General features: G+C 65.2%; 20 protein-coding genes. 7 read left to right on the forward strand and 13 right to left on the reverse strand.

The features are described from left to right. Positions 1-28: 28 nt before the first annotated feature. From KKQ75_RS08290 to KKQ75_RS08300, 3 genes are all read right to left on the reverse strand, one after another. A complete protein-coding gene (locus KKQ75_RS08290) occupies positions 29-907 on the reverse strand; it encodes an HlyC/CorC family transporter (protein WP_213361467.1) in 879 nt (292 codons plus the stop codon). Between the two features lie 154 nt (positions 908-1,061). Beyond that, the gene (locus KKQ75_RS08295) at positions 1,062-1,757 is read right to left on the reverse strand and encodes a GNAT family N-acetyltransferase (protein WP_213361469.1); all 696 of its coding nucleotides are present in this window, start codon (positions 1,755-1,757) and stop codon (positions 1,062-1,064) included. A 484-nt stretch (positions 1,758-2,241) separates the two neighbouring features. Continuing rightward, positions 2,242-2,745 carry a hypothetical protein gene (locus KKQ75_RS08300; RefSeq protein ID WP_213361471.1) on the reverse strand — a complete coding sequence of 168 codons (504 nt, stop codon included), beginning with the start codon at positions 2,743-2,745 and terminating at the stop codon, positions 2,242-2,244. 222 nt (positions 2,746-2,967) lie between these two features. Here KKQ75_RS08300 and hemE point away from each other — a divergent pair, with 222 nt between their 5' ends. Then, positions 2,968-4,086 (forward strand): uroporphyrinogen decarboxylase, encoded by a 1,119-nt coding sequence (gene hemE / locus KKQ75_RS08305; protein ID WP_213361473.1) that lies wholly within the window; start codon positions 2,968-2,970, stop codon positions 4,084-4,086. Between the two features lie 1,124 nt (positions 4,087-5,210). On the opposite strand, the gene KKQ75_RS08310 is transcribed toward hemE, so the two are convergent. Continuing rightward, on the reverse strand, positions 5,211-5,837 hold the full coding sequence (locus KKQ75_RS08310) for an alpha-ketoglutarate-dependent dioxygenase AlkB (protein WP_213361474.1): 627 nt from the start codon (positions 5,835-5,837) through the stop codon (positions 5,211-5,213). A 272-nt stretch (positions 5,838-6,109) separates the two neighbouring features. Between KKQ75_RS08310 and priA the strand changes: the two genes are divergently transcribed. From priA to KKQ75_RS08325, 3 genes are all read left to right on the forward strand, one after another. After that, entirely contained in the window at positions 6,110-8,245 is a 2,136-nt protein-coding gene (gene priA, locus KKQ75_RS08315; protein WP_213361475.1) for a replication restart helicase PriA, read from the forward strand. Positions 8,246-8,302: 57 nt separating this feature from the next. Continuing rightward, positions 8,303-9,298 carry a prolyl aminopeptidase gene (gene pip / locus KKQ75_RS08320; protein WP_213361476.1) on the forward strand — a complete coding sequence of 332 codons (996 nt, stop codon included), beginning with the start codon at positions 8,303-8,305 and terminating at the stop codon, positions 9,296-9,298. Positions 9,299-9,510: 212 nt separating this feature from the next. Then, a complete protein-coding gene (locus tag KKQ75_RS08325; RefSeq protein ID WP_213361477.1) occupies positions 9,511-10,065 on the forward strand; it encodes a hypothetical protein in 555 nt (184 codons plus the stop codon). 118 nt (positions 10,066-10,183) lie between these two features. Here KKQ75_RS08325 and KKQ75_RS08330 read toward each other — a convergent pair whose 3' ends face one another. Both KKQ75_RS08330 and KKQ75_RS08335 read right to left on the reverse strand, forming a co-directional pair. After that, entirely contained in the window at positions 10,184-11,704 is a 1,521-nt protein-coding gene (locus tag KKQ75_RS08330) for a catalase (protein ID WP_213361478.1), read from the reverse strand. A gap of 299 nt (positions 11,705-12,003) precedes the next feature. Continuing rightward, on the reverse strand, positions 12,004-12,990 hold the full coding sequence (locus KKQ75_RS08335) for an AEC family transporter (RefSeq protein ID WP_213361479.1): 987 nt from the start codon (positions 12,988-12,990) through the stop codon (positions 12,004-12,006). A gap of 216 nt (positions 12,991-13,206) precedes the next feature. Between KKQ75_RS08335 and KKQ75_RS08340 the strand changes: the two genes are divergently transcribed. After that, positions 13,207-15,282 (forward strand): ATP-dependent helicase, encoded by a 2,076-nt coding sequence (locus tag KKQ75_RS08340; RefSeq protein ID WP_213361481.1) that lies wholly within the window; start codon positions 13,207-13,209, stop codon positions 15,280-15,282. A 182-nt stretch (positions 15,283-15,464) separates the two neighbouring features. On the opposite strand, the gene KKQ75_RS08345 is transcribed toward KKQ75_RS08340, so the two are convergent. Continuing rightward, positions 15,465-16,460 carry a quinone oxidoreductase family protein gene (locus tag KKQ75_RS08345; protein WP_213361483.1) on the reverse strand — a complete coding sequence of 332 codons (996 nt, stop codon included), beginning with the start codon at positions 16,458-16,460 and terminating at the stop codon, positions 15,465-15,467. A 98-nt stretch (positions 16,461-16,558) separates the two neighbouring features. Here KKQ75_RS08345 and KKQ75_RS08350 point away from each other — a divergent pair, with 98 nt between their 5' ends. Further along, entirely contained in the window at positions 16,559-17,494 is a 936-nt protein-coding gene (locus tag KKQ75_RS08350) for a DMT family transporter (protein ID WP_371687112.1), read from the forward strand. An 88-nt stretch (positions 17,495-17,582) separates the two neighbouring features. On the opposite strand, the gene KKQ75_RS08355 is transcribed toward KKQ75_RS08350, so the two are convergent. The 6 genes from KKQ75_RS08355 to KKQ75_RS08380 all read right to left on the reverse strand — a co-directional run bounded on the left by KKQ75_RS08355 (position 17,583) and on the right by KKQ75_RS08380 (position 22,960). Then, the gene (locus KKQ75_RS08355) at positions 17,583-17,903 is read right to left on the reverse strand and encodes a BON domain-containing protein (protein WP_213361486.1); all 321 of its coding nucleotides are present in this window, start codon (positions 17,901-17,903) and stop codon (positions 17,583-17,585) included. A 173-nt stretch (positions 17,904-18,076) separates the two neighbouring features. Then, positions 18,077-18,880: an SDR family oxidoreductase gene (locus tag KKQ75_RS08360; protein ID WP_213361487.1), complete on the reverse strand. Its 804-nt coding sequence runs from the start codon at positions 18,878-18,880 to the stop codon at positions 18,077-18,079. 24 nt (positions 18,881-18,904) lie between these two features. After that, positions 18,905-19,837 carry a DMT family transporter gene (locus tag KKQ75_RS08365; protein ID WP_213361488.1) on the reverse strand — a complete coding sequence of 311 codons (933 nt, stop codon included), beginning with the start codon at positions 19,835-19,837 and terminating at the stop codon, positions 18,905-18,907. Positions 19,838-19,839: 2 nt separating this feature from the next. After that, positions 19,840-20,622 (reverse strand): spermidine synthase, encoded by a 783-nt coding sequence (locus KKQ75_RS08370; protein ID WP_213361489.1) that lies wholly within the window; start codon positions 20,620-20,622, stop codon positions 19,840-19,842. 38 nt (positions 20,623-20,660) lie between these two features. After that, on the reverse strand, positions 20,661-22,343 hold the full coding sequence (locus KKQ75_RS08375; protein ID WP_213361490.1) for a DASS family sodium-coupled anion symporter: 1,683 nt from the start codon (positions 22,341-22,343) through the stop codon (positions 20,661-20,663). A gap of 92 nt (positions 22,344-22,435) precedes the next feature. After that, entirely contained in the window at positions 22,436-22,960 is a 525-nt protein-coding gene (locus KKQ75_RS08380; protein ID WP_213361491.1) for a DNA-deoxyinosine glycosylase, read from the reverse strand. Positions 22,961-23,011: 51 nt separating this feature from the next. On the opposite strand from KKQ75_RS08380, the gene KKQ75_RS08385 reads away from it, so the two are divergent. Then, on the forward strand, positions 23,012-23,857 hold the full coding sequence (locus KKQ75_RS08385) for a mechanosensitive ion channel family protein (protein ID WP_371687109.1): 846 nt from the start codon (positions 23,012-23,014) through the stop codon (positions 23,855-23,857). Positions 23,858-23,900: the final 43 nt, after the last annotated feature.

Genomic DNA, 23,900 nt, shown 5'->3' on the forward strand with positions numbered 1-23,900 from the left:
GGCAGCGCGCACGGCGCCTGCCTGGTTTTCAGGCTGCATCGGTCGCCACGGCCGGTGTGACCTTGAACCAGCGCACTGCCCCGTGCTGGGTGTGCATCACGATGAAGTTCAGGCCGGCCAGCGTGATGTATTCGCCGCGCTTGGGCACATGGCCCATTTCGTGCGCGATCACGCCGCCAATGGTGTCGAAGTTGTCGGCATCTTCCGGATCGCTGGTCTGCACCTCGACCTCGAAGTGCTCGTTGATGCGCTCGATCGGCGTGTCGCCGCTGACGCGGTAACTGCCATCGGCCAGCTTGAAGATGCTGCCCTCTTCCTCCGGCTCGTCGAACTCGTCGTCGATCTCGCCGACGATTTCTTCCAGGATGTCCTCGATGGTGAGCAGGCCGGCCAGACGGCCGAATTCGTCGATCACCATGGCCAAGTGGCTCCGCTTGGCGCGGAACTCGCGCAGCAGGTCGTTCAGGCCCTTGCTTTCGGGAATGAAGAGCGGCGTGCGCAGCAGCACGCGCAGGTTCAGTTCGGGGGCACGCTGCAGCTTGAGCAGGTCCTTGGCCATCAGCACGCCGATGATGTTGTCGCGCTCGCCCTCGTACACCGGGAAGCGCGAATGGGCGGTGGTGATGACGGTGCGCAGCAGCTCCTGGTAGCTCCAGTTGATGTCGAGCAGGTCCATGCGCTTGGCCGGCACCATCACGTCGCCCGCGGTGAGGTTGGCGATGCGGATCACGCCCTCGAGCATGATGCGGCTTTCGGCGCTGATGACCTGGTTGTGCTCGGCCTGGGACAGCGTGTTGTACAGCTCCTCGTGCGAATCGGGGCCCGGGTGCAGGAATTCGGCAATTTTTTGCAGCAGGCCGCGTTTGTCTTCGTGCCCTATGCCGGGCGCAGGCGATGATTCACTCACTGAGCTGTGCACCTATGGTGCGAAAGTTGCAATACATTCAAGCATACACAAAAAAAGGCCATCCCTGATGTCGGGATGGCCCTTGTCGCAAGCGGGCAGCAGACTGTCTGCCACGGCTGTGCAGGCGCGGCGCAAACGTGCTGCGCCCTGCGGATCAGCGCCCGTCCTGGGGACGGCTGGCGTTGGCGCCGGTGCGCAGATCGTGCAGGAAATCCAGGAAGGCCCAGAACTGGCGCACCTGCTGCTTGATGCGGTAGTCGGTACGGGCGACGCTGTCGTCGAGCAGTTCCTCGATGCGGGTGGCCACGGTGGCTTCGGGCAGCACCAGGTGCGCCTCGGATTCGGAGCCGCTGCGTTCGACGATGGCGCCGGCGTTGCGGGCGATCTTCAGCATTGCCTTGTTCTCGGACAGGGCATGGATGAACAGCAGGTGGGCGCCACGGTTGCGGCAGTGCAGGATGGCACGATCGAACAGTTGCTGGCCCAGGCCGCGGCCGCGTTCGGTCTTGTTTACCGAACCGCCGAATTCCGCGCACTCGCGATGCTGCGGATCTTCGGAATAGGCCAGGTGCGCCAGCGCCACCAGTTCCAGGTTGTTCTCGTAGACGCCGTACAGTTCATCGCGCGAGAAATCCAGGCTGTTCACGTAGCGCGTGATCTGCGCATCGTTGGCCATGTAGCCGAAGCGCAGGTAGCGGTCGCGCTCGTCCAGCGCCAGCAGATGGCGCAGGATGCGCTCGCGATGGCGCTCGGGTACTTCGCGGATGGGGGCATCGACGCGCAGCAGCGCCTTGTGCGCCGGCTTGTCGCCGGAGTTCTCGGTGGCGGTCAATTCTTCGGTCATCAGCATGGTCTATGCCTTTCTTCATGGTGGCTGCGCTGGCATGTGGGTTTCTGCCAACAATTGCCTGCACTGATGGGTGCAGCATGAAACTTCGGGCGCAGTATACGGGTTTTCCCTGATGCGATCCAGCACTTTGTTGCACCGCAGCAAATTTGCCGGGCCGGATGTAAAAAAACGTGATCTGTCAAGCACTTGGCGGCTTTTGGCGCTTGCTTTCCAGACCACAAGGCAGCCTCTTGATTACGGCTAACTTACATTTATAACAACAAGATGACAGTTGCGAAAGACGTGTTTTGCACGCCCCTACCCATGCTCGGGAAAACCCTCGATTTCTGCGCGGCAATGGCCGCAGACTCCCCCCTGCAACCGGCCCGCATGACCATCCGCCCCGATCAGAACGCACCAACAACAACGCCTGGAAGCCATAAGGCCATCCGGGCATGGAATCACGCAGGGCGGAGGTGCCGATGGCGCCCCCGCGCAGGCAGCCTCAGTTGCGCTCGGCGTACTGTTTCATCTTGATGGCGGCGGCCAACAGGGCCACGCCACCGAGGGCCTTGATCAGGCCGGAGTGCTGGGAATAGAACTCGCTCAGCTGCCGGCTGATTTCCGGACGCTGGGCCTGGGCCTCGTTCACCACGGATGTGACCTCGTCGGCAGACAGCTGGGCCACATCGGCGGCATCGACCTGGCTGGAGCCGGGCTTGAGCACCTTCTGCAGCACGCCTCCGGCCAGCGCCGTGGCGGCAGCCGGGCCCAGGGCCTGGATGATCTGGTTGATCAGGCCGGCCTGCTGCTGGTTGCTGGACTGGCCGAACATCTGGCCGACCAGGTTGCCGATGGAGGGGGTGTCCTTGGAGTCGAACGCCTCGCGCAGGCCTTGCGACAGCACGTCGGCCGGGGCCTGCTGCAGTTCGTCCACATGCTGGGGCTGCGGCTGGCTGTTCTGGCTGGCGGCATTGACAATCTGGGTGAGGGTATCGAGAAGGCCCATGGAGTGCTCCTTGTTGACTGTGGGGGATGCCTGCGGACCGGAAGCGGCCCGTGCTGTTGCATTATTTGCGCCGTTTCGTGGCAATTACAAGGCAGTCCGCCCGCTTGCTTATCAATGGTTACAACTGCGCGCGGGGCTGGCGGATTGACGGCGCGCAACCCCGGGCAAGGCCATCGGGGATGGTGAAGGGTCTTGCCGCCTTTCCCTGCGACAATAGCGGCCATGACTACTTCCGCCTTTGCACCGCTGTCCAACGACACCTTCCTGCGCGCCTGCCGCGGCCTTGCAACCGATTACACCCCGCTGTGGCTGATGCGCCAGGCCGGACGGTATCTGCCCGAATACCGCGAAACACGCGCCAAGGCAGGCAGTTTCATGGGCCTGGCTACCAATGTGGATTACGCCACGGAAGTGACGCTGCAGCCGCTGGAGCGCTTTCCGCTCGACGCCGCCATCCTGTTCAGCGACATCCTGACGGTGCCCGACGCCATGGGCCTGGGCCTGAGCTTCCAGCTGGGCGAAGGCCCGAAGTTCGAGCGCAATGTGCGCGACGAGGCTGCCGTGAATGCGCTGTCTGTGCCGGACATGGACAAGCTGCGCTATGTCTTTGATGCGGTGACCAGCATCCGCAAGGCGCTGAATGGCCGCGTGCCGCTGATCGGCTTCAGCGGCAGCCCCTGGACGCTGGCCTGCTATATGGTGGAAGGCGGCGGCAGCGATGACTACCGCGCCGTGAAGACGCTGATGTACAGCCGCCCCGATCTGATGCACCGCATCCTCTCGGTGAACGCCGACAGCGTGGCTGCCTACCTGAATGCCCAGATCGACGCCGGGGCGCAGGCCGTGATGGTGTTCGACAGCTGGGGCGGCGTGCTGGCCGATGGCGCCTTCCAGGCCTTCAGCCTGGCCTATACGCAGCGCGTGCTGGGTCAGCTCAAGCGCACCGGCCCGGACGGGCAGGACGTGCCGCGCATCGTGTTCACCAAGGGTGGCGGCCTGTGGCTGTCGCAAATGCAATCGCTGGATTGCGACGTGCTGGGCGTGGACTGGACCGTGAACCTGGGCGCCGCGCGCGAACTGCTCTGGAAGGATGGCAAGGGCAAGGGCCTGCAGGGCAACCTGGATCCCAATGTGCTGTTTGCGCCGCCCGAAGCGGTGCAGGCCGAGGCACGCAAGGTGCTGGACAGCTTCGGCAAGCCCCACCAGGGCGAAGGCCGCGGACCGACGCACATCTTCAACCTGGGCCATGGCATCAGCCAGTTCACGCCGCCGGAGCATGTTGCCGCGCTGGTAGAGACGGTGCACGGCCACTCCCGTGCCATGCGGCAGACCGCTATCTGATCCGGCTACCTGCCACACCCGCTACAGCCCCTTCCGGTTCCTGCCGGCAGGGGCTGTCTGCTTTGGTGTGCATGTACGGCCCGTGTTCCGCGCTACGGCTTGGCGGCCTCCCTTATACCGGGTTTTCGGGCCGTTCCACGCGGACTTGTACACATTTTTTTGCGGGCGGGAGGCAGCCCCGGCACTCCCTACCCGACTGTATGTCCGGGTTATGCAAGCGCACTCCATCCCCTTGATTTTATTCATGAATTCATAACCCGGCGATTTTTCCAAACAAGCTGCAAGCGCTTGATTTATCAAGGATAAGCCGGGTTGCGCACGGACTATGCACAAAGTTATCCACAGATTGCTGCACAACCCCGATATTCCCTGTGGTGACAAGTGCTTAGCGCCGGATGATGGTGGGAAGCTTCAGCAATCGCCCGGATCTTGCCCTTGACAGACCGGGAATTGGAAGGTCCGGAAACCCCTGAAATCTGGGGCTGTTCGGGCCCCTCACTGTTTACTTGTACACACCTTGCGTGGCAGTGCCCATGTTCCATCGGCAATTTTCAGGCCGCCCTGCAGAGTGCGGAAATCTTTCGCTAAACCGTTGATTTTGTTTGAATTCACGAAAATGCCTTATTTATGGGCAAGCTGTTGGAAGCCTTGCCCATCAAGGCTTTGGCGCATCCGTCCCAAAGCCATCCACAAAGTTATCCACAGTTCGTGTGGGCAGGAGATCATCCCCGCCAAAAGCCTTGTTTCATGCGGTTTCCAACAGGGCCCCCGCTGGAACCCGCATGCACGCTGGCTTGCAGCGCGGACCGGGCTGTAGGCCTTGTCTGACAAGGCTTGCAGCGGATGACTGGATGGAAAGACAGGGTTTTTTGCGGCCAAAACCGCAAATGTCACGCAACAGACATGCAGTTGTCCCCAGTCAGGCAACTGCAAACCAGGCAGGCGGGCGCAAGCGCACGGGTTGCCTGGCGCATTCCGTAAGTACTTGATTTTTAAAAGAACATCGGAAATGCCCGTTTTTCCGGCAGCCTGTACAAAGCCTTGCCCCACGCGGGTTTAGCGCACCCGTCCCAAAGTCGCCCACAAAGTTGTCCACAGACGCTGTGGGAATGTGGAAATCCCCGCTAGCCTTGCCGGCGCACGCGGAAGGCGCAGCTGATGCGGGGACCCACGCTGTCGCGCGTCTTGGGAATGCCGTGCTCGTGCGTGATCTGCGACGCATGGCTCATGGCCAGCACGCTGCCCGGCTCGAGGCAGACTCTTAGCGGACGATGGCTGCCGTCCTTGGCGCGCAGCAGCATGTCACGCGCATGCCCGAGCGAAACCAGCACGATGGGCTGGCCGGGGGCCAGGTTGTGCAGGCGATCGTTGTGCATGGCCACGCTATCCTGTCCATTGCGGTAGAGGTTGAAACCGACGTGGGTAAATGGCGCCGGAACCAGCTCCTGCGCCAGTTGCAGCGCGCCCAGTACGGCGGGAATGACACAGGCTTCGGCCACAGGCAGGCTGGCGTGCAGGCGAGGCACGTCCAGCATGCGCTCGTACATCTGGCGCCGTTCTTGCTGCCAGGGCACCGCTTCGAGCAATTGCCGGAACCAGGCCTGCTGCTGCTCCGCCGAAAGGCGCGGCGGCCAGTAGCGCATGCCCTCTTCCGCACCGGGAATCAGCGTCAGCGGCTCGGCAGCGAACAGGCTGCCCTGGACAAGCCCGCACGAGGAGGATGGCGAGGAAACAAGGGAGAAGCGCTGCATGGGACTACCTGTCAACGGCCCGGGCTTTTGGAGACAGCTGGCAAAGGCCTTAAATACTGTATTTACATACAGTATATTTCCGTTCCCGATGCTCCGCAATCCCCTGCCACGGCAAGCTGCCCCTTTTTCACGCAGCGTCTTGAAGGCCACGGCTGGCGCGGCTTTCGACAGTTGTCCCTGCGCAGGCCCACATACTTGTCCACAGGATGTGTGGGTAGTTCGACACATTGGCCGCTGCGGAGCGGCGGCGCCGAACGGTTACAGTGCTGGCTATGGATTCTGCCCACCCTGCCGAGACGGCGCCTGCCCTGCCAGGCGGCAGCCTGCATGTGCTTCCGGTACTCGTCGCCTTGCCCGCGCACAGCCCGCTGTCGGCCACTCCCCTGCATTACACGCATAGCGAGCCGCTGCCTGCGGGAACGCTGGTGCGGGTGCCGCTGGGCGCGCGCGCCGTGCTGGGCGTGGTGTGGGACGATGTGCCGCTGCCGCAGCAGGAAGGGCTGCAACTGCGGCCGCTGCTGGAGGCGTTCGCCGCCCTGCCCCCGCTGGATACCGGCTGGCGCCGGCTGGTCGGCTTCACGGCGCACTATTACCAGCGCAGCATGGGCGAAGTGGCCCTGTCGGCGCTGCCGCCGCAACTGCGCGATCTGGATGGCACGCAACTGGCGCGCCGGCTCCGGAAGCTGGCTGCCGGCAAGGCCGCAGAAGCCGGCGCGGCAAGCAGCGCGCTGCCGCTGACGGAACAGCAACACGCCGCCCTGGAAACCCTGCTCAAGCCTTTCCCATCCGGCAAGGCCCCCCGCCCCTGCCTGCTGTTCGGCAGCACCGGCAGCGGCAAGACGGAGGTCTACCTGCAGGCCGTTGCCCGCACACTGGAGCAGGATCCTGCCGCCCAGGTGCTGGTGATGGTGCCCGAGATCAATCTCACGCCGCAACTCGAGCAGCGCTTTGCCGACCGCTTTCCGGCCGAGCGCATCGCTGCCATGCACAGCGGCCTGACGCCGGCGCAACGCCTGCAGGGCTGGCTGGCGGCGCATACCGGTCAGGCGCGCATCGTGCTGGGCACACGCATGGCGGTACTGGCCTCGCTGCCGGGCCTGCGCCTGATCGTGGTGGACGAGGAACACGATCCCAGCTACAAGCAGCAGGAAGGCGCGCGCTATTCGGCGCGGGATCTGGCGATCTACCGCGCCCACCATGCGCAGGCGCGCATCCTGCTGGGATCGGCCACGCCCTCGCTGGAGAGCTGGCACCAGAGCCGCCCGCCCGGCGATGGCGATGCCGGGGGGCGCTACCTGCGCCTGGCCATGCCGGCGCGCATCGGTGCTGCGCCGCTGCCGCGCGTGCGCCTGATCGACATGAACCACCAGCCGCGCCGCTGTGTGTTCAGCCCGCAATTGCTGGAGGCCATGGCCGGGCGCGCCGCCCGCGGCGAGCAAAGCATGGTGCTGCTGAACCGCCGCGGCTACGCCCCGGTGCTGCACTGCGCCGATTGCGGCTGGAAGAGCGAGTGCCCGCACTGCAGCGCCTACCGCGTGTTCCACAAGATCGACCGCACGCTGCGCTGCCACCACTGCGGTTTTACCGAGCGCGTGCCGCGCGCCTGCCCTTCCTGCGGCAATCTGGATGTGCAGACGCTGGGCCAGGGCACGGAACAGCTGGAGGAAGCCCTGGCGGCCGAGCTCCGTTCCCTGGCCCGGCCGGATGGCAGCCCGCTCGTGATCGCGCGCATCGACGCCGACACCACGCGCCATGCGGGCAGCCTGGAGCAGCAGCTGGCGCGCGTGCACAGCGGCGATGTGGACGTGCTGGTGGGCACGCAGATGATTGCCAAGGGGCATGATTTCCGCCGCATCACGCTGGTGGCGGCACTCAACCCGGACACCGCCCTGTTCAGCAGCGACTTCCGGGCGCCGGAGCGGCTGTTCAGCCTGCTGCTGCAGGCCGGGGGGCGCGCCGGGCGCGATGCCGCCATCGGCAGCACCAGCGAGCTGTGGGTGCAGACGCGCTTTCCCGCCCATGCACTGTTTGGCGCGCTGCAACGGCACGACTACCCGGCCTTTGCCGCACAGCAGCTGGAAGAGCGCGCTGCCGCCGGCATGCCGCCCTTCAGCTACCAGGCGCTGGTACGCGCCGAAAGCCGCGAACAGCAGGCGGCGCAGGACTTTCTCAATGCGGCCGGTGCCGCCGCGGCGGATCTGCCCGAAGCGGCCGAAGTGTTCTGCTACCCCGCCATCCCGATGACGCCCCAGCGCGTGGCCAATCGGGAGCGTGCGCAGATGCTGCTGGAAAGCGGCAATCGCACGGCCCTGCAGCGCTTCCTGCCGCAGCTGGCACACCAACTGCATGCCGGGCGTACGCGCGCCATCCTGCGCTGGGCGATTGACGTGGATCCGCTGGGCATATGACCGGTGCTGTAACATGACTGCCACATTGTTGCCCCTCCGCATGCCTTTCTGCCGACCATGACGATCCACCAGCACCACACCACCCTGCAAGACATCCGGTCCCCCAAGCGCGAGCTTTACCCGCCGATCGAGCCCTTCCGGACCGGCATGCTGGATACCGGCGACGGGCACCAAGTGTACTGGGAACTGGTGGGCAATCCTGCCGGCACACCGGCGGTATTCCTGCACGGCGGGCCGGGCGCCGGCTGCAACCCGAACCACCGCCGCCTGTTCGATCCGGAAAAGTACTGCGTGCTGCTGTTCGACCAGCGCGGCTGCGGCCGCTCCACGCCGCATGCCAGCCTGGAGAACAACACCACCTGGCACCTGGTGAGCGACATCGAGCGCCTGCGCAGCATGCTGGGCGCGGAGAAGTGGCTGGTATTCGGCGGCTCCTGGGGCAGCACGCTGGCACTGGCCTATGCGGAAGAGTTTCCCGGGCATGTGAGCGCGCTGGTGCTGCGCGGCATCTTCACGCTGCGCCAGCATGAAATCGACTGGTTCTACCAGGCCGGCGCCTCCTACCTGTTTCCCGATTTGTGGGAGGAGTATCTGGCGCCCATTCCGCAAGAGGAGCGCGACGACATGGTAGGCGCCTACCACCGCCGCCTCACCGGCGATGACGAGGCCACGCGCCTGCAGGCGGCGCAGGCCTGGGCCACCTGGGAAGGCCGCACCATTTCGCTGCTGCCCACCGCGGCGGCCGAGGCCTTCGCCAATCCGCATTTCGCGCTGGCATTCGCGCGCATCGAGAACCACTTCTTCACCCATGGCGGCTTTCTGGATGAAGGCCAGCTGATCGCGCATGTGGATCGTCTGAAGGACATTCCCGCCGTCATCGTGCAGGGCCGCTATGACGTCTGCACCCCGGCCACCACGGCCTGGGATCTGTACCAGGCCTGGTCGCGCGTGAATCCGCAGGTGGAACTGCACTGGGTGGGTGATGCCGGCCATGCCGTGACGGAGCCCGGCATCCAGGAGCAGTTGCTGGCCGCTACCGACCGCTTTGCCTGAAGCCCTTGCCCCCTGTCCGGAACACGCTATGCTGTCCGTGGACGCAAGCGCTGCTGCGCACCGGGAATATCCCGGCACGCGGCCCGGCGGCATGCCGGACTGGCGCGACTACACTCTGTCTGTGCAGGACTACACGACCGCCGCCCGGCGCCGGCTTAGACTGCACTGGCAGGCTCTGTCCTGACCCATACCAACCAGAGGAGATATCAGACATGACACGTATTGCCTTCCGCACTGCCCTGATGGCTGCCGCCCTCGCCGCCTCGTTTGGCGTTTCCGCCCAAAGTGCACCGCCGAGCGAAAGCGGCGCACGCAAGGGCTACCAGTCCGCCGGTGCGCACGAAGCGGCTGCCGCGCGCGGCGCTCCGGGCCAGTTGACGACCGAACCCGTGAGCGAATATGCCGCCAACGCCCTGGCCCGCTGCGCCCCGCTGCCCGCCGGCTTCAAGGAAGCCTGTGAAGAGCGCGTGCGTGGCGCCGGCGACCGCGTCGGCAGCGTGCAGGGTGGCGGCATCCTGCGCAGCAGCGAAACCACCGCTCCGCTGAGCAGCATGGGCGATACCCTGCCGCCGCAGGCCTCTCCCGCTGCCATTGCTGCTGCCGAAAAGCCGGTAGCCGTCAAGGCTGGCCCCAAGGCCAAGAAGGCCGTGAAGGGCAAGAACACCGGCTACAAGAAGGGCGTGCGCAAGCAGGTGCACAAGTCCACCACGCAGATGAATCCGGAGGCCATTTCCACCTCCACCAAACCGGCTAACGCCAAGCCCTGAATGGCATAAAACCAGGTCATGAACCACGCTGGTTCATGTACCTGCCGCCCGGTTGTTCACGCACCGGGCAATAAAAAGGCTCGCAACTGCGAGCCTTTTTCCGTTCCGCCCCGTGCAATCAGGCGGGCAGCGCGACCAGCGGATTGCCGAACATCGGATCATCCTGCTTCGAGTCCAGCGCCTTCTGCAGATCCAGTCCCAGCGCCCGGGCAATCCCTGCGCCGTAGGCCGGATCGCAGGCATGGCAGTTGCGGATGTGGCGGAACTTGATGAATTCCGGCGCGTCGCCCAGGGCGCGGGCCGTGTTGCCGAACAGCGCCTCCTGCTGCTCCGGCGTCATCAGCTGGAACAGCTTGCGCGGCTGCTCGAAGTAGTTGCTGTCGTCCTCGTGGTAGCTCCAGTGCGCAGCGTTGCCGGTCAGCTTGAGGGGCGGTTCCTGGAAATCGGGCTGGCTTTGCCACTGTCCGAAGCTGTTGGGCTCGTAATGCGGCAGGCTGCCGTAGTTGCCATCGACACGACCGAGACCGTCGCGGTGGTTGCTGTGCACCGGGCAGCGCGCCTGGTTGACCGGAATCTGGTGGTAGTTGGTGCCCAGGCGGTAACGCTGCGCGTCCGCGTAGTTGAACAGGCGTGCCTGCAGCATGCGGTCCGGGCTGGCGCCGATGCCGGGCACCAGATTGCTTGGCGCAAAGGCGCTCTGCTCCACGTCGGCGAAAAAGTTGTCCGGATTGCGGTTGAGTTCGAACTCACCCACCTCGATCAGCGGGTAGTCGCCCTTGTACCAGACCTTGGTCAGGTCGAACGGATGCAGGCGGTACTTCTCGGCATCCGCTTCGGGCATGATCTGCACGTACATGGTCCACTTGGGGAAGTCGCCACGCTCGATGGCCTCGTACAGGTCCTTCTGGTGGCTTTCGCGGTCGCGGCCCACCAGCTCAGCGGCTTCGGCATCGGTCAGATTCTTGATGCCCTGCTGGGTGCGGAAGTGCATCTTGACCCAGAAGCGCTCGCCGTCCTTGTTCCAGAAGCTGTAGGTGTGCGAGCTGAAACCGTGCATATGGCGGTAGCTGGCGGGAATGCCGCGATCGCTCATCACCACGGTGACCTGGTGCAGCGCCTCGGGCACCAGCGTCCACCAGTCCCAGTTGTTCTGCGCGCTGCGCATGTTGGTGCGCGGATCGCGCTTGACGGCCTTGTTCAGATCCGGGAACTGGCGCGGATCGCGGATGAAGAACACCGGCGTGTTGTTGCCGACCATGTCCCAGTTGCCCTCTTCCGTGTAGAACTTCAGGGCAAAGCCGCGGATGTCACGCTCGGCATCAGCCGCGCCGCGCTCGCCGGCCACGGTGGTGAAGCGGGCGAACATCTCGGTCTTCTTGCCGACTTCGCTGAAGATGGCGGCGCGCGTGTAACGGGTGATGTCTTTCGTCACGGTGAAGGTGCCGAAGGCGCCGGAGCCCTTGGCGTGCATGCGGCGCTCCGGGATCACCTCGCGCACGAAATTGGCCAGCTTTTCCTGCAGCCACACGTCCTGTGCCAGCAGCGGGCCGCGCGGGCCGGCGGTGAGGCTGTCGCGGTTGGTAGGAACAGGGGCGCCGAAGTCGGTGGTCAAATGGGTGACGGGGCACTTGGATTGCATGACGGATTCCTCCTTGATGTGGGTCTGGAACAGGTGCGAAAGCTCAGAGATGGGCGCCATAGGCCTCTGCCATGGCAGCAAGGCGGTGCATCCAGTCCTGCCGCCATGACGACGCGCCAAGCGCAGGAAGCGGGCCAGAAGAATGGATGGTGGCGGACATGACGGAACCTCCGGTGTATTTCGCCGAGTTCTGCAGCAGCCCCATGCCGCTGCAAACCGGCGATGGGTTTACTGTAGTTTTTATCTATCAAATCATCAATGCAATAGTATTTATTTGATTAATAGGAATTTCCAATGCTTCAGCTCATCCAGCTGGCCACCAGCGTGAAGCTGCCGAACGCAAGCACGGTGGTGAGCAGGATGATGCGGGCGATGCGTGCCGTATCGGCCCCGAAGCGCTCGGCCAGCAGCGAGACGTTGCTGGCGCTGGGCAGTGCGGCGGCCATGGTCATCACGGTGATCACCGCATCGCTCAGGGGCAGGCCCACTGCCTGTCCGGCCTTGCCCATGCCGAAGGCCAGCAGCGGGTGCAGCACCAGCTTGAACAGGGCCACCGGCCACACGCCACTCCAGCCGCCTTGCCCCTGACGGCCCTGCCCCGCCACCATGTTGGCACGCGCCAGCACGGCGCCGATGGTGAACAGCGCCACCGGCGACGCAGCATTGCCGAGCAGCGCCACCGTCTTGTCGAGTGCGGCAGGCAGATGCAGGCCCGTGGCCGACGCCAGAGCGCCCAGCACCATGGACCAAGCCATCGGATTGCCGAGCACGCTGCGCAAGGCCTTGCCCAAGGCCAGCCGCAGACGGCGGGACGGGGGCAGCGTGGCCGTTTCGGCATCGCCATCCAGCCGCGACAGCGCAATGCAGACCGAAGAGGTCACCACCATATCCGCCGCCAGCAGCACGATGATGGGGCCGGTCGCCACCTCGCCCAGCAGCGCGACCAGCATCGGCACACCCATGAAGCCCACGTTGGGAAAGGTCGCCACCAGCGCGCCCAGGGCGGCGTCGTTCCAGCCAATGCGGCCGCGTTTGGTCACCACGATGGTCAGCGTGATCATGATGGCCGCTACCAGCAGATAGACGCTGAGCAGCGCCGTGTCGAGCAGCTCGGCGATTGGCGTCTGCGCGCTGTAGCGGTAGAGCATGGCCGGCAGCGCGAAGTACAGCACGAAGCTGTTCAGGCCCGGAATGGCCGCCAGCGGCAGCATCTCGCGCCGCGCCGCCACATAGCCGCACAGCACCAGTGCAAAAAACGGAAAAGTCACTCCGAGGATGGCCAGCACGCCTTGTCTCCCTGCTTGTTCTTGTGGGTTCCAGATGCACATGCTAGCGCCAACGAGCCGGTGTTGCGGGGCTTGCAGCAAAGATCAAGCCCTGCCGCCTGCCCGCACGGGATCGGCTACACTAGACCGCAATCTGGCGCCCTTTTGCGGTGCCCGCCTCCAAACCCGCTGCGGCGGGTTTTTTGCTTGATCCCCTTTGCAGTTTCCCCTGAGCCCATGTCCGCCGGCCTGAACGTCTCCCAGCAAGAAGCAGTCAACTACCTGCACGGCCCCTGCCTGGTGCTGGCCGGTGCCGGCTCGGGCAAGACACGCGTGATCACGCACAAGATCGCGCGCCTGATCCAGGCCGGCTGCGAGCCCAGGCGCATCGCCGCCATCACCTTCACCAACAAGGCCGCCGCCGAAATGCGCGAACGCGCCAAGGGGCTGATCGGCAAGGCGGCCAAGGACGTGATCATCTGCACCTTCCACGCGCTCGGCGTGCGCATGCTGCGCGAGGATGGCGCGGCGCTTGGCCTGAAGGCACAGTTCAGCATCCTGGACAGCGATGACGTGCTGGCCCTGCTCAAGGACTGCGGCGGCACCACCGACGCCGCCGTAGCGCGCCAGTGGCAGTGGACCATCAGCCTGTGGAAGAACCAGGGCCTGAACGCCGACACCGCGCTGGCCCAGTGCACCGTGGGCAATGACGAGCACCGCAGCGCCGCCATGGTGATGAAGCTCTACCAGGAGCGCCTCACGGCCTACCAGAGCGTGGATTTCGACGACCTGATCGGCCTGCCGCTCAAGCTGCTGCAGAACCACTCCGACGTGCGCGAAAAATGGCAGAAGGCGCTCGGCCACGTGCTGGTGGACGAATACCAGGACACCAACGCCACCCAGTACGAACTGCTCAAGCTGCTGGTCGGCTGGCCCGACAAAGCCGATGCGCGCTTCACCGCCGTGGGCGATGATGACCAGAGCATCTACGGCTGGCGCGGCGCCACGCTGGACAATCTGCGCAAGCTGCCGGTAGATTTTCCCAGCCTCAAGGTGATCAAGCTGGAGCAGAACTACCGCTCCACCGGCACCATTCTGGAAGCCGCCAACAACGTGATCGGCCCCAACCCCAAGCTGTTCCCCAAGAAGCTGTGGAGCGCGCTGGGCGATGGCGAGCCGGTGCGCGTGGTCGATGCCGACAACGAGGAGCACGAGGCCGAGCGCGTAGTGGCGCGCATCCAGAGCCTGCGCGCCAACTCGGCGCACAAGGAGTTCAAGGATTTTGCCGTGCTCTACCGTGCCAACCACCAGAGTCGCCTGCTGGAAACCGCGCTGCGCCGCGCGCAGATTCCGTACAAGGTCTCGGGCGGCACCAGCTTTTTCGATCGCGCCGAGATCAAGGACCTGTGCGCCTGGTTCCGCCTGCTGGCCAACCAGGACGATGACCCAGCCTTCCTGCGCGCCATCACCTCGCCCAAGCGCGGCATCGGCCACACCACGCTGCAGCAACTGGGCGAGTTTGCCGGCAAGTACAAGATCAGCATGTTCGAGGCCCTGTTCAGCGCCTCGCTGGCGGCCGCCCTGCCCAAGCGTGCGGTGGACGGCCTGCACGAGTTCGGCCGCTACCTGAACGAGCTGGAATTCCGTGCCAAGTCCACCACCGGCGCCGAGGCGGCCAGGGAATTCCTGGCCAACTGGCTCAAGGAAATCCACTTCGAGAAATACCTGTACGACAGCGAGGACAGCGAGAAGATCGCCGCAGCGCGCTGGAACAACGTGCTGGAATTCTGCGACTGGATGGCGCAGCGCTGCGGCGGCGTGATCGAGGATGTGGCCGGTGTCACCACGCAAAGCGAAATCCGCAGCATGCTGGAAATCGCGCAGAACGTGGCGCTGCTCTCCACCATCAGCGAGCGCGAGCAGGATCAGAACGTGGTCACGCTGTCCACGCTGCATGCCTCCAAGGGACTGGAATGGCCGCATGTGATGCTGGTGGGGGTGACGGAGGGCATGCTGCCGTTCCGGGTGGAGGATGCCGAAGGTGACAGCGAGGGCCTGCTGCAGCGTATCCAGGAAGAACGCCGGCTGATGTATGTGGGCATCACGCGCGCGCAGCGCTCGCTTGCCGTGAGCTGGCCAAAAAAGCGCAAGAAGGGCCGCGACATCGTCGCTACCTCGCCGAGCCGCTTCATCAAGGAAATGGCGCTGGACAAGGCGACCGTGAAGGAAGATCCGCGCGAGAAGCTGAAGGCGTTGCGGGCGGAGTTTGCGAAGAAGGCCGCGGCGAGCGGGGCCAGCAAGTCGCAGAACTGACGACCTGACGACGTTCTTCACGATCAGCGCTTGAGCCGGGCCGAGCTGAAGAGCATCTCCCTGACCGAAGCAGCCGACTCAAAACCGCTTGTTACCTCGACCAAGCGACTGTAATCTCCATCACAACGCGTACTTTCAAGCCCCTGCCAGCCACAGCGCAAACGGCTAGCCGGCGCGCCCTCTCACAGCATCAGCACACTACACCCCGTAGTCTGTCGCGCCTCCAGCGTGCGGTGCGCCTCCTGCACATCGGTCAGCGCAAAACGCTGGTCGATGTGGATCTTCACATCGCCGCTTTCCACCGCGGCGAACAGGTCATCGGCCATGGCCTGCGTCGCTTCGCGGCCGCGCATGTGCATGAACAGGGTCTGGCGCGTGAGGTAGAGGCAGCCCTTCTGCGCCAGCAGCGCCGGCGCCACCGGCGGCACCGGGCCGGAAGCGTTGCCGAAGCTCACCATCAGGCCGAAGGGCATCAGGCAGTCCAGCGAGCCCTCGAAGGTGTCCTTGCCGACCGAGTCGTAGACCACTTTCACGCCCGCACCGCCCGTGATTTCGCGCACGCGCTCGGCAAAGTTTTCCTTGCGGTAGTTGATGGCATGGGCAGCCCCGTTGGCCAGCGCCAGCGCGCATTTTTCGTCGCTGCCTGCAGTGGCGATCAGCTGCAGGCCCATGGCGCGCGCCCACTGGCAGGCGATCAGGCCGACACCGCCGGCGGCGGCGTGGAACAGGATGAAATCGCCCGCCACCACTTCGTGCTGGCCGCGCACGCGGCGCAGCAGGTACTGCGCGGTCAGGCCCTTGAGCATCATGGCGGCGCCCACGTCAAAGCCGAGCCCATCGGGCAGGCGGCACACGGTGTCGGCCGGCAAAGTGCGGGCATCGGCATAGCTGCCCGGCGTGGCGGCCACGTAGGCCACACGCTCGCCCGGCTGCAGGTGCGTCACGCCGCTGCCGACGGCATCGACCACGCCCGCCGCTTCCATGCCCAGCGTGGCCGGCATGGGCAGCGGATAGAGGCCGGTGCGGTGGTACACATCGATGAAGTTCAGGCCCACGGCACGGTGCGCCACGCGCACCTCGCCCGGCCCCGGCTCGGGCACCTCGATCTGGCGCAGCTGCATGGCTTCGGGGCCGCCGGGAGCGTCGATCTGGATGGCGCGGCTGGTCAGTACGGGCATGGGGTTCTCCTTGAAATCCGGTGTTGCTTTCCCACCGCATCCTAGCCGCTTTCCGCTTGCCCCTGCGCCGGTGCCATCCCGCATTTCTTGCTACAGTGATGCCCCATATGTCTTCCCCTACCCCATCGGCCAGCAGTGGCCTGACTCCACGCGCCGCGCTGATGCTGGTACTGCCCCCCTTGCTGTGGGCAGGCAATGCGGTGGTCGGCCGCGCAGTCACCGACCTGATTCCGCCAGTCACCTTCAACCTGGTGCGCTGGGCACTGGCGGCACTGATCCTGCTTCCCATGGCCTGGCAGACACTGCGCCCGAGCAGCCCGCTGTGGACACACTGGAAGCGCTATTCCATCCTCGGCCTGCTGGGCATCGGCTGCTACAACATGTTCCAGTACATGGCGCTGAAAACCTCCACGCCGGTGAACGTGACGCTGGTGGCCAGCAGCATGCCGCTGTGGATGATGCTGATCGGCCGCCTGTTCTACGATGCCCCGATCACGCGCTACAAGCTGGGCGGCGCCGTGCTGTCGCTGGCGGGGGTGCTGTTCGTGCTGTCACGGGGCACCTGGAACAACCTGCTGCAACTGCAGCTGGTGATTGGCGATCTGTACATGGTGGCGGCGACGATCGCCTGGTCGCTCTACAGCTGGATGCTGCTGCATACGCGCGAACCGGCAACCGTGCGTGCCAGGTGGCAGGCCTTCGTGCTGGCGCAGGTGGTGTTCGGGCTGGCCTGGTCGGGCGTATTTACCGGAGTGGAGTGGGCGCTGCAGCCGCATCTGCATATCGATTGGAGCCCGAAGCTGCTCGGTGCGCTGGCCTATGTGGCGATCGGCCCGGCCGTGCTGGCCTATGCGTTCTGGAGCCGCGGCGTGCAGATGGTGGGGCCGACGGTGGCGGGGTTCTTCGTCAACCTCACGCCGCTGTTCGCAGCCATCCTCTCGGCCCTGTTCCTGGGCGACATGCCGGCCTGGTACCACGCGGTGGCATTCACGTTGATTGTGGCGGGGATTCTGGTTTCCTCGCGGCAGCGATAACCAGCCAAGGCTGACGTGCACACCCGACCCAAAGCAACAAGGGCCGGAGATTTCCGGCCCTTGTTGCTTTGATGGATGCTGCGCGTACTTACGGGCGCACCACGATGCTGTTGCGCACCGACTTCACGCCGCTGGTCATGCGTGCCAGTTCCTCGGCGCGGTCCTTCTCGGCCTGCGTCTTGGCAAAGCCGGTCAGCTGCACCTCGCCATTGAGCGTTTCCACCTTGATGGCGGCGGCGGACACCAGGCGGTCCTCGATGAAGCGTGCGCGGATGGCCGTGGAGATGGCGGCGTCATCGATATACGCGCCCACGGTCTGCTGGTCGCGCGCCACCGAGCAGCCGGTGGCCGTCAGGGTCATGACGCCGGTGATGGCCGCGATGGTGATGAGTTTGGCGGATGCTTTCATGAGAGGCTCCAGTCTTGTTTGAAGGTCAACACATGCCGGCCATGGGGCCGACACCGCCGCCGCTGCGTCTGTGACGCCCAGGTTGCGGTTGGATGTCATCTTCAGGCATGACCGTGCACCGGCCTGTCGGAAGCCTCAGGGGATGGCTGTGGGAGCCTGCCTACAGCCTGCTTTCAGAAAGTGCCGGGATAAGCGCCGCCGTCGAGCAGGATGTTCTGCCCGGTCAGATACCCCGCCTGCTGGCTGCACAGGAAGGCGCAGACGGCGCCGAACTCCGCCGGCGAGCCGAAGCGCTGCGCCGGAATGCTGGCCTGCTGCGCCGCGCGCACCGCATCCTCGCTGTTGCCGCTCTCGCCGGCGATGCCGGCAAAGGTGCTGGCCAGACGATCGGTATCGAACTTGCCGGGCAGCAGGTTGTTGAGCGTGACATTGCGCGACGCCAGTTCGGGACTGCGCGCCAGGCCTGCGACAAAGCCGGTCAGGCCACTGCGCGCGCCGTTGGAGAGGCCGAGGATATCGATCGGCGCCTTCACCGCGCTGCTGGTGATGTTGACAATGCGGCCGAAGTCGCGCTCGGCCATGCCATCGATGGTGGCGCGGATCAGGGCGATCGGCGTGAGCATATTGGCATCCACCGCCTGCATCCACATGTCGCGGTCCCAGTCGCGGAAGTCGCCTACCGGCGGGCCGCCGGCGTTGGTGACCACGATGTCGAAGCTGTCGTGCTGGGCAAAGACCTGCTGGCGGCCGTACTCGCTGGTCACGTCTGCGGCCAGTGCCAGCACCTGCGGCGTGCTGCCACGATAGTCCTGCGCCAGCTCGCGCAGCTCCTTCGCAGCCTCGGCCAGTACGTCCGGGCGGCGCGCCACCACCAGCACGTTCACGCCCTCCTGCACCAGCGCCGCGGCGCAGCCGAAACCCAGCCCCCGGCTGGCGCCGCACACCAGCGCCCACTTGCCTGCAATGCCCAGATCCATGTCCGTCTCCTTGGTTCGTATTGTTCAGCGTTTCAGCCAGGTCACGGCAAACACCCCGGCCAGTACCAGCACTGTACCCGCCAGCACCCAGCCGGTAAATGGTTCGTCCAGCAGCAGCGCGCCCATGGCGATGGTGGCCATGGGCCCGACCATGCCCACCTGCGAGGCCAGCCCGGAACCGATGCGCTCCACGGCCCGCATCACCAGCCAGACCGGCAGCACCGTGCAGGCGATCGCATTGAGCAGCGACAGCCACAGTACCGGCTCGGGCACCAGCGCCGCCGACAAGGGCCGCATCGCCACGAACTGCAGCAGGCAGAATCCCGCCGCCACACTGGATGCCAGCCCCACCAGCCGCAGCGAGCCCAGCCGTTGCACCATGCGCCCGCTGCCGACCAGATAGATGGCGTAGCTGAGCGCGCTGGCAAACACCAGCGCCGCGCCAAGCAGGGTGCGCGCCCCGTCCCAGCGCACCTCGTGCGCAAACACCAGCAGCACGCCGGCGTAGCTCAATGCCATCGCGGCCCACTGGCCCCGGCCCACCGGCTTGCGCGTGAGCAGCCAGCCCAGCAGCAGCACCAGCGTGGGATTGAGGTAGAGAATCAGCCGCTCCAGCGAGGCGCTGATGTATTGCAGGCCGACGAAATCCAGATAGCTGGCCAGGTAATAGCCGCTGAAACCCAGCAGCAACACCCCGCCCCAGTCCCTGCGCGTGAGAGGCTGCGCGCCGGGCCGGCGGCCCGCCCACCAGGCCATCAGCAGGAATACCGGCAGCGCCAGCAGCATGCGGTACATCAGCAGCGTGATGGCATCCACCTGCCAGCGATAGGCCAGCTTGACGATGATGGCCTTGCCGCTGAAGCTGATGGCGCCTAGCATGGCCAGGCCGATGCCGGAGTACAACAGGCGACGCTGCTGCGCCTGGCTGTCGGCAGTGGAACGGTTCTCAACCGTCATCGTTACCGCCGCACCAGCGGACGCAGCGCGTTCAGCCACTTGTTGGCCGGCAGGCCCCAGCGTTCGCGGATGATGTCGGCGCGCTGCTCCCACACGGCGCGACTCGGGCGGCTGGCCGTGCGCTGCGCCAGCACCACGGTGTTGCCTTCGCGCGTGGGTTTGAAGGCCCAGAGCGCCTCGTCGCCAAAGGCCGCTGCAATGCGCTCCACGCTCTGGTCGAAGCTGCTGCTGCGGCCGAACAGGTTCACCGTCATGATGCCGTCCGGCGTGAGCAGGTTGCGGCAGTCCTGGTAGAAATCGGCGTCGTCCAGCACCGGGGCGGCAGCCTCGTGGTCGTACAGGTCTACCTGCAGCGCATCGATCGCGCCCTGCCACTCGGGCTGGCGGATTTCGCGGCTGGCATCGGCCAGCACCACATTCAGCGTTGCATTGTTGTCCGGCAGGCGGAACCACTGGCGGCAGGCGGCATACACCACCGGGTTGAGTTCGATGCAGGAGGTGAGCAATTCCATGCGCTGGTGGGTGAAGCGCGTCAGGCTGGCGGCACCCAGGCCGAGCTGCATGGCGTGGCGCTCGGGCACGCTGTCCGGGTCCATGAACAGCAGCCAGGCCATCATGCGCTGGATGTACTCCAGCTCCAGTACCAGCGGATCGTCCAGCCGCATGGCGCCCTGGATCCATTCCGTGCCCAGGTGCAGGTAGCGGCACTCGCCGTCTTCGGTGAAGTTGACGGGCGGCAGCTCGCCGGACGCGGGGGGGGATGCTCGGGAACGTTTCTTGGCCATGGCGAGGATTGTAAGAGGCCGCCCCCGCGGCGCCCGGATCAGATGAAGCCGAGCACCTTCCACCACAGCGTACCCACCGTCAGCCAGATCAGCAGGTTGACCACGCTCATCACGAAACCGGTGCGCCACCATTCACCCAGGGTGGCGTAGCCGGAGCCGAAAATCACCGGTGCCGTCCCCGTGGCGTAATGCGTCAGCGTCATCATGATGTTGGACGCCGCCGCCATGATCAGCGCCCACGCCATGGGCGGCGCTCCCAGTGCCAGGCCGGCAGCATAGAAGGCGGCAAACATGCCGGTGATGTGCGCCGTGGTGCTGGCAAACATGTAATGCGCATACAGGTAGGCCAGCAGCAGCAAGGTACTCGCGCCTTCCCAGCCCAGGCCCAGCGCCCCGATCCCGTCCTTCAGGCTGCCGGAGAACCAGGCCACCAGCCCCAGCTTGTTGAGGAAGTCGGCCATCATCACCAGCGCGCCGAACCAGATGATGGTGTCCCAGGCGCTCTTTTCCTTGAGCACGTCATCCCATTCCAGCACGCCGGTCAGCAGCAGCAGCGACAGGCCGATGAAGGCCGTGGTGGTCGGATCGACCGCATACTGCTTGCCGAACAGCATGGCCGGCACGCCCGCCCACAGGAACAGCAGCAGGGCAAAAATGGCCACCATGATTTTTTCGCCGCGCTGCATGGCACCCAGTTCACGCAGCTTGCCACGGGCAAACTCGGTGGCGTTGGGCGTGTTGGTGATCTCGGGCTTGTTCATCCAGTACACCACCAGCGGCATCACCAGCAGCGCCACCAGACCAGGCAGCAGCATGCTCAGCGCCCACTGGCTCCAGCTCAGGTGAATCTGGCTGCCGGTGGCCTTGGCGATCAGGTCCACCACCAGCGGGTTGGGTGCGGTGGCGGTGATGAACATGGCCGAGGTGATCGGGTTGGTCTGGTAGTTGGTCAGCGCCAGATAGCGTCCGATGCGGCCTTGCGTGCCATTCTCCGGCTTGGAGTCGAAACTGTCGGCAATGGCACGCATGATCGGGTGGATGATGCCGCCGCCACGCGCCGTGTTGCTGGGCGTGACCGGCGCGATCACCAGTTCGCTCAACGCCAGCGCATAGCCGATGCCCAGCGTCTTCTTGCCGAACAGCGAGATGAACCAGTAGCCGATGCGCGCCCCCAGGCCGGTCTTGATCAGGCCGCGCGAAATCATGATGGAAATGCCGATCAGCCAGATCAGCGAGTTGGACATGGCCGAGAGGGCATCGCGGATCAGGTCGGCGGGCGTGGACGGCTTCCTGGCTTCTGGCTTGACTACCGGCTTGGCTGCAGCCGCCGATGCCGGTGCAGCCGGAGAAGCGCTGGCGGCCGGGGCCTGGGCCGTTGCCGGCAAAGACGCCACCGTGGCCGTCTTCGCGGCAGCAGCGGATGCACCCGCGACTGGTGCCGGCCCGGCTGCGCTGGCAGCTGTTGCCGCAACCGGCGCAGTCACCGCCGGTTTGGCAGCCCCCTCGTTCCCGGTGACTCCCGAGACGGCCACCAGCGTGATCGCCACGATGGACAGGGCGCCGATCGGCATGGCCTTGCCGATGATGGCAGCAATCGTTGCAACAAACAGCGCGAGCAGATGCCAGGCGTTTTCAGTTACCCCTTCGGGCACCGGAATCACGAACCAGATCAGCAATCCAAGCGCCACAGCGATCAGCATCGGGATGCGTTTGAAACCCATAACCGTTCCCCAGAGTTGCCATGCCAATCGATTGTGGCACTATCCCCCGGCACGCTTCCACATTTTTTTTGCAGCCATCCGAGAAGTTTTTTTCACGCAACCCCGTGCGCCTGCAGCACCTCGCGCCAGGCCTGCAGCTTGCGCTCGAACGTCCAGCTGGCGTTGGCCGGACTGGTGGAAGGCAGCTTGTACACCGGCAGGCCCAGCGACTGCGTGTGCTTGTGATGCCGCCAGCTTTCTCCGCCGTTGTGCGCAATGGCCTGCAGTTGCGGACAGCGCAACTGCAGCGCTGCAAAGTCATTCACCACGGCATTGCGGATGGCGCTGTCCAGACTGCCGGCGCGCTCGCAGCACGCATACACGTCCCAGATGCCCAGGCCGTGCGCCTGCGCGGCCTGGCAGCGTTGCACATAATCCATCTGCGGCAGCGGCTCGTTCCACAGCGTGCCCAGAATGCGCCAGAAATGGTTTTGCGGATGCGCGTAATACTGCTGCAGCTGCAGCGAGCGCACGCCGGGAAAGCTGCCAAGCACCAGCACCCGCGCCGTGACATCGATCACAGGAGCCAGTCCTTTCAGCGGCGTTGCGGCCGCTTCGGACGATCTAGTCCTTACCATGCAGCAGCGTGCAGGCTCTGGCCTGCCTTCCTCATTTTCCGGAGCACGCTCATGAACATCAATCTGGACAACGTATCAACCTTCATCGCCACGCAAGGCGTGGACATCGGCCTGAAAATCATCGGTGCGATTGTGGCATGGATCGTCGGCCGCTGGCTGATCAGCCTGGCCGTGGGACTGGTCGGCAAGGGGCTGGACCGCGCCGGCAAGCTCGATCCGACGCTGGTGAAGTATCTCAAGTCCATCCTGTCGGTGCTGCTGACCATCGTGCTGATCCTGGCCATTCTGGGCCTGTTCGGCGTGGAGACTACCTCGTTTGCCGCCCTGCTGGCTGGCGCCGGCCTGGCCATCGGCACAGCCTGGGGCGGGCTGCTGGCGCATTTTGCCGCCGGCGTGTTCATGCAGGTGCTGCGTCCCTACAAGGTCGGCGATTTCGTGCAGGCTGGCGGCGTGACCGGCACCGTCACCGAGCTGGGCCTGTTCACCACCACCATCGTCACCCCCGACAACGTGGCCACCATGGTGGGCAACAACAAGATCTTCTCGGACAACATCCAGAACTTCAGCACACTACCGGTGCGCCGCGTGGACTGCGTGGCCAAGGTCGCGAACGGCGTGGACGTGCAGGACGCCATCGCGCGCCTGCGCCCGGTGATTGCCGCGCTCCCCAACGTCGTGCAAGCGCCGGCACCGGACATCGAGATCCTCGAGTTCACCCCCGAAGGCCCCAAGCTGTGCGTGCGCCCCTACACCAACAACCAGCACTACTGGCAGGTGTATTTCGACACGCACAAGGCCATTGTCGATACCTTCGGCGCGGCCGGCTATCCGATACCGGAGACGCCGATGAGCTACCGCGGCCTGCCGCTGCCAGCCGCTGCCCCGGTGCAGGCCTGAGGCAGGTTTTCACCCCGCGCAAAGCCGCCAGCTCGCCGCTGGC

Source organism: Brachymonas denitrificans, from assembly GCF_907163135.1.
Lineage (GTDB): Bacteria > Pseudomonadota > Gammaproteobacteria > Burkholderiales > Burkholderiaceae_C > Brachymonas > Brachymonas denitrificans_A.

Bases quoted from the DNA above. Each gene is read 5' to 3' on its own strand.
- KKQ75_RS08295 (WP_213361469.1), bottom strand. From the start codon at position 1,757: ATGCTGATGACCGAAGAATTGACCGCCACCGAGAACTCCGGCGACAAG.
- KKQ75_RS08300 (WP_213361471.1), bottom strand. From the start codon at position 2,745: ATGGGCCTTCTCGATACCCTCACCCAGATTGTCAATGCCGCCAGCCAG.
- hemE (WP_213361473.1), top strand. From the start codon at position 2,968: ATGACTACTTCCGCCTTTGCACCGCTGTCCAACGACACCTTCCTGCGC.
- KKQ75_RS08310 (WP_213361474.1), bottom strand. From the start codon at position 5,837: ATGCAGCGCTTCTCCCTTGTTTCCTCGCCATCCTCCTCGTGCGGGCTT.
- priA (WP_213361475.1), top strand. From the start codon at position 6,110: ATGGATTCTGCCCACCCTGCCGAGACGGCGCCTGCCCTGCCAGGCGGC.
- pip (WP_213361476.1), top strand. From the start codon at position 8,303: ATGACGATCCACCAGCACCACACCACCCTGCAAGACATCCGGTCCCCC.
- KKQ75_RS08325 (WP_213361477.1), top strand. From the start codon at position 9,511: ATGACACGTATTGCCTTCCGCACTGCCCTGATGGCTGCCGCCCTCGCC.
- KKQ75_RS08330 (WP_213361478.1), bottom strand. From the start codon at position 11,704: ATGCAATCCAAGTGCCCCGTCACCCATTTGACCACCGACTTCGGCGCC.
- KKQ75_RS08340 (WP_213361481.1), top strand. From the start codon at position 13,207: ATGTCCGCCGGCCTGAACGTCTCCCAGCAAGAAGCAGTCAACTACCTG.
- KKQ75_RS08345 (WP_213361483.1), bottom strand. From the start codon at position 16,460: ATGCCCGTACTGACCAGCCGCGCCATCCAGATCGACGCTCCCGGCGGC.
- KKQ75_RS08350 (WP_371687112.1), top strand. From the start codon at position 16,559: ATGCCCCATATGTCTTCCCCTACCCCATCGGCCAGCAGTGGCCTGACT.
- KKQ75_RS08355 (WP_213361486.1), bottom strand. From the start codon at position 17,903: ATGAAAGCATCCGCCAAACTCATCACCATCGCGGCCATCACCGGCGTC.
- KKQ75_RS08360 (WP_213361487.1), bottom strand. From the start codon at position 18,880: ATGGATCTGGGCATTGCAGGCAAGTGGGCGCTGGTGTGCGGCGCCAGC.
- KKQ75_RS08365 (WP_213361488.1), bottom strand. From the start codon at position 19,837: ATGACGGTTGAGAACCGTTCCACTGCCGACAGCCAGGCGCAGCAGCGT.
- KKQ75_RS08370 (WP_213361489.1), bottom strand. From the start codon at position 20,622: ATGGCCAAGAAACGTTCCCGAGCATCCCCCCCCGCGTCCGGCGAGCTG.
- KKQ75_RS08375 (WP_213361490.1), bottom strand. From the start codon at position 22,343: ATGGGTTTCAAACGCATCCCGATGCTGATCGCTGTGGCGCTTGGATTG.
- KKQ75_RS08380 (WP_213361491.1), bottom strand. From the start codon at position 22,960: ATGGTAAGGACTAGATCGTCCGAAGCGGCCGCAACGCCGCTGAAAGGA.
- KKQ75_RS08385 (WP_371687109.1), top strand. From the start codon at position 23,012: ATGAACATCAATCTGGACAACGTATCAACCTTCATCGCCACGCAAGGC.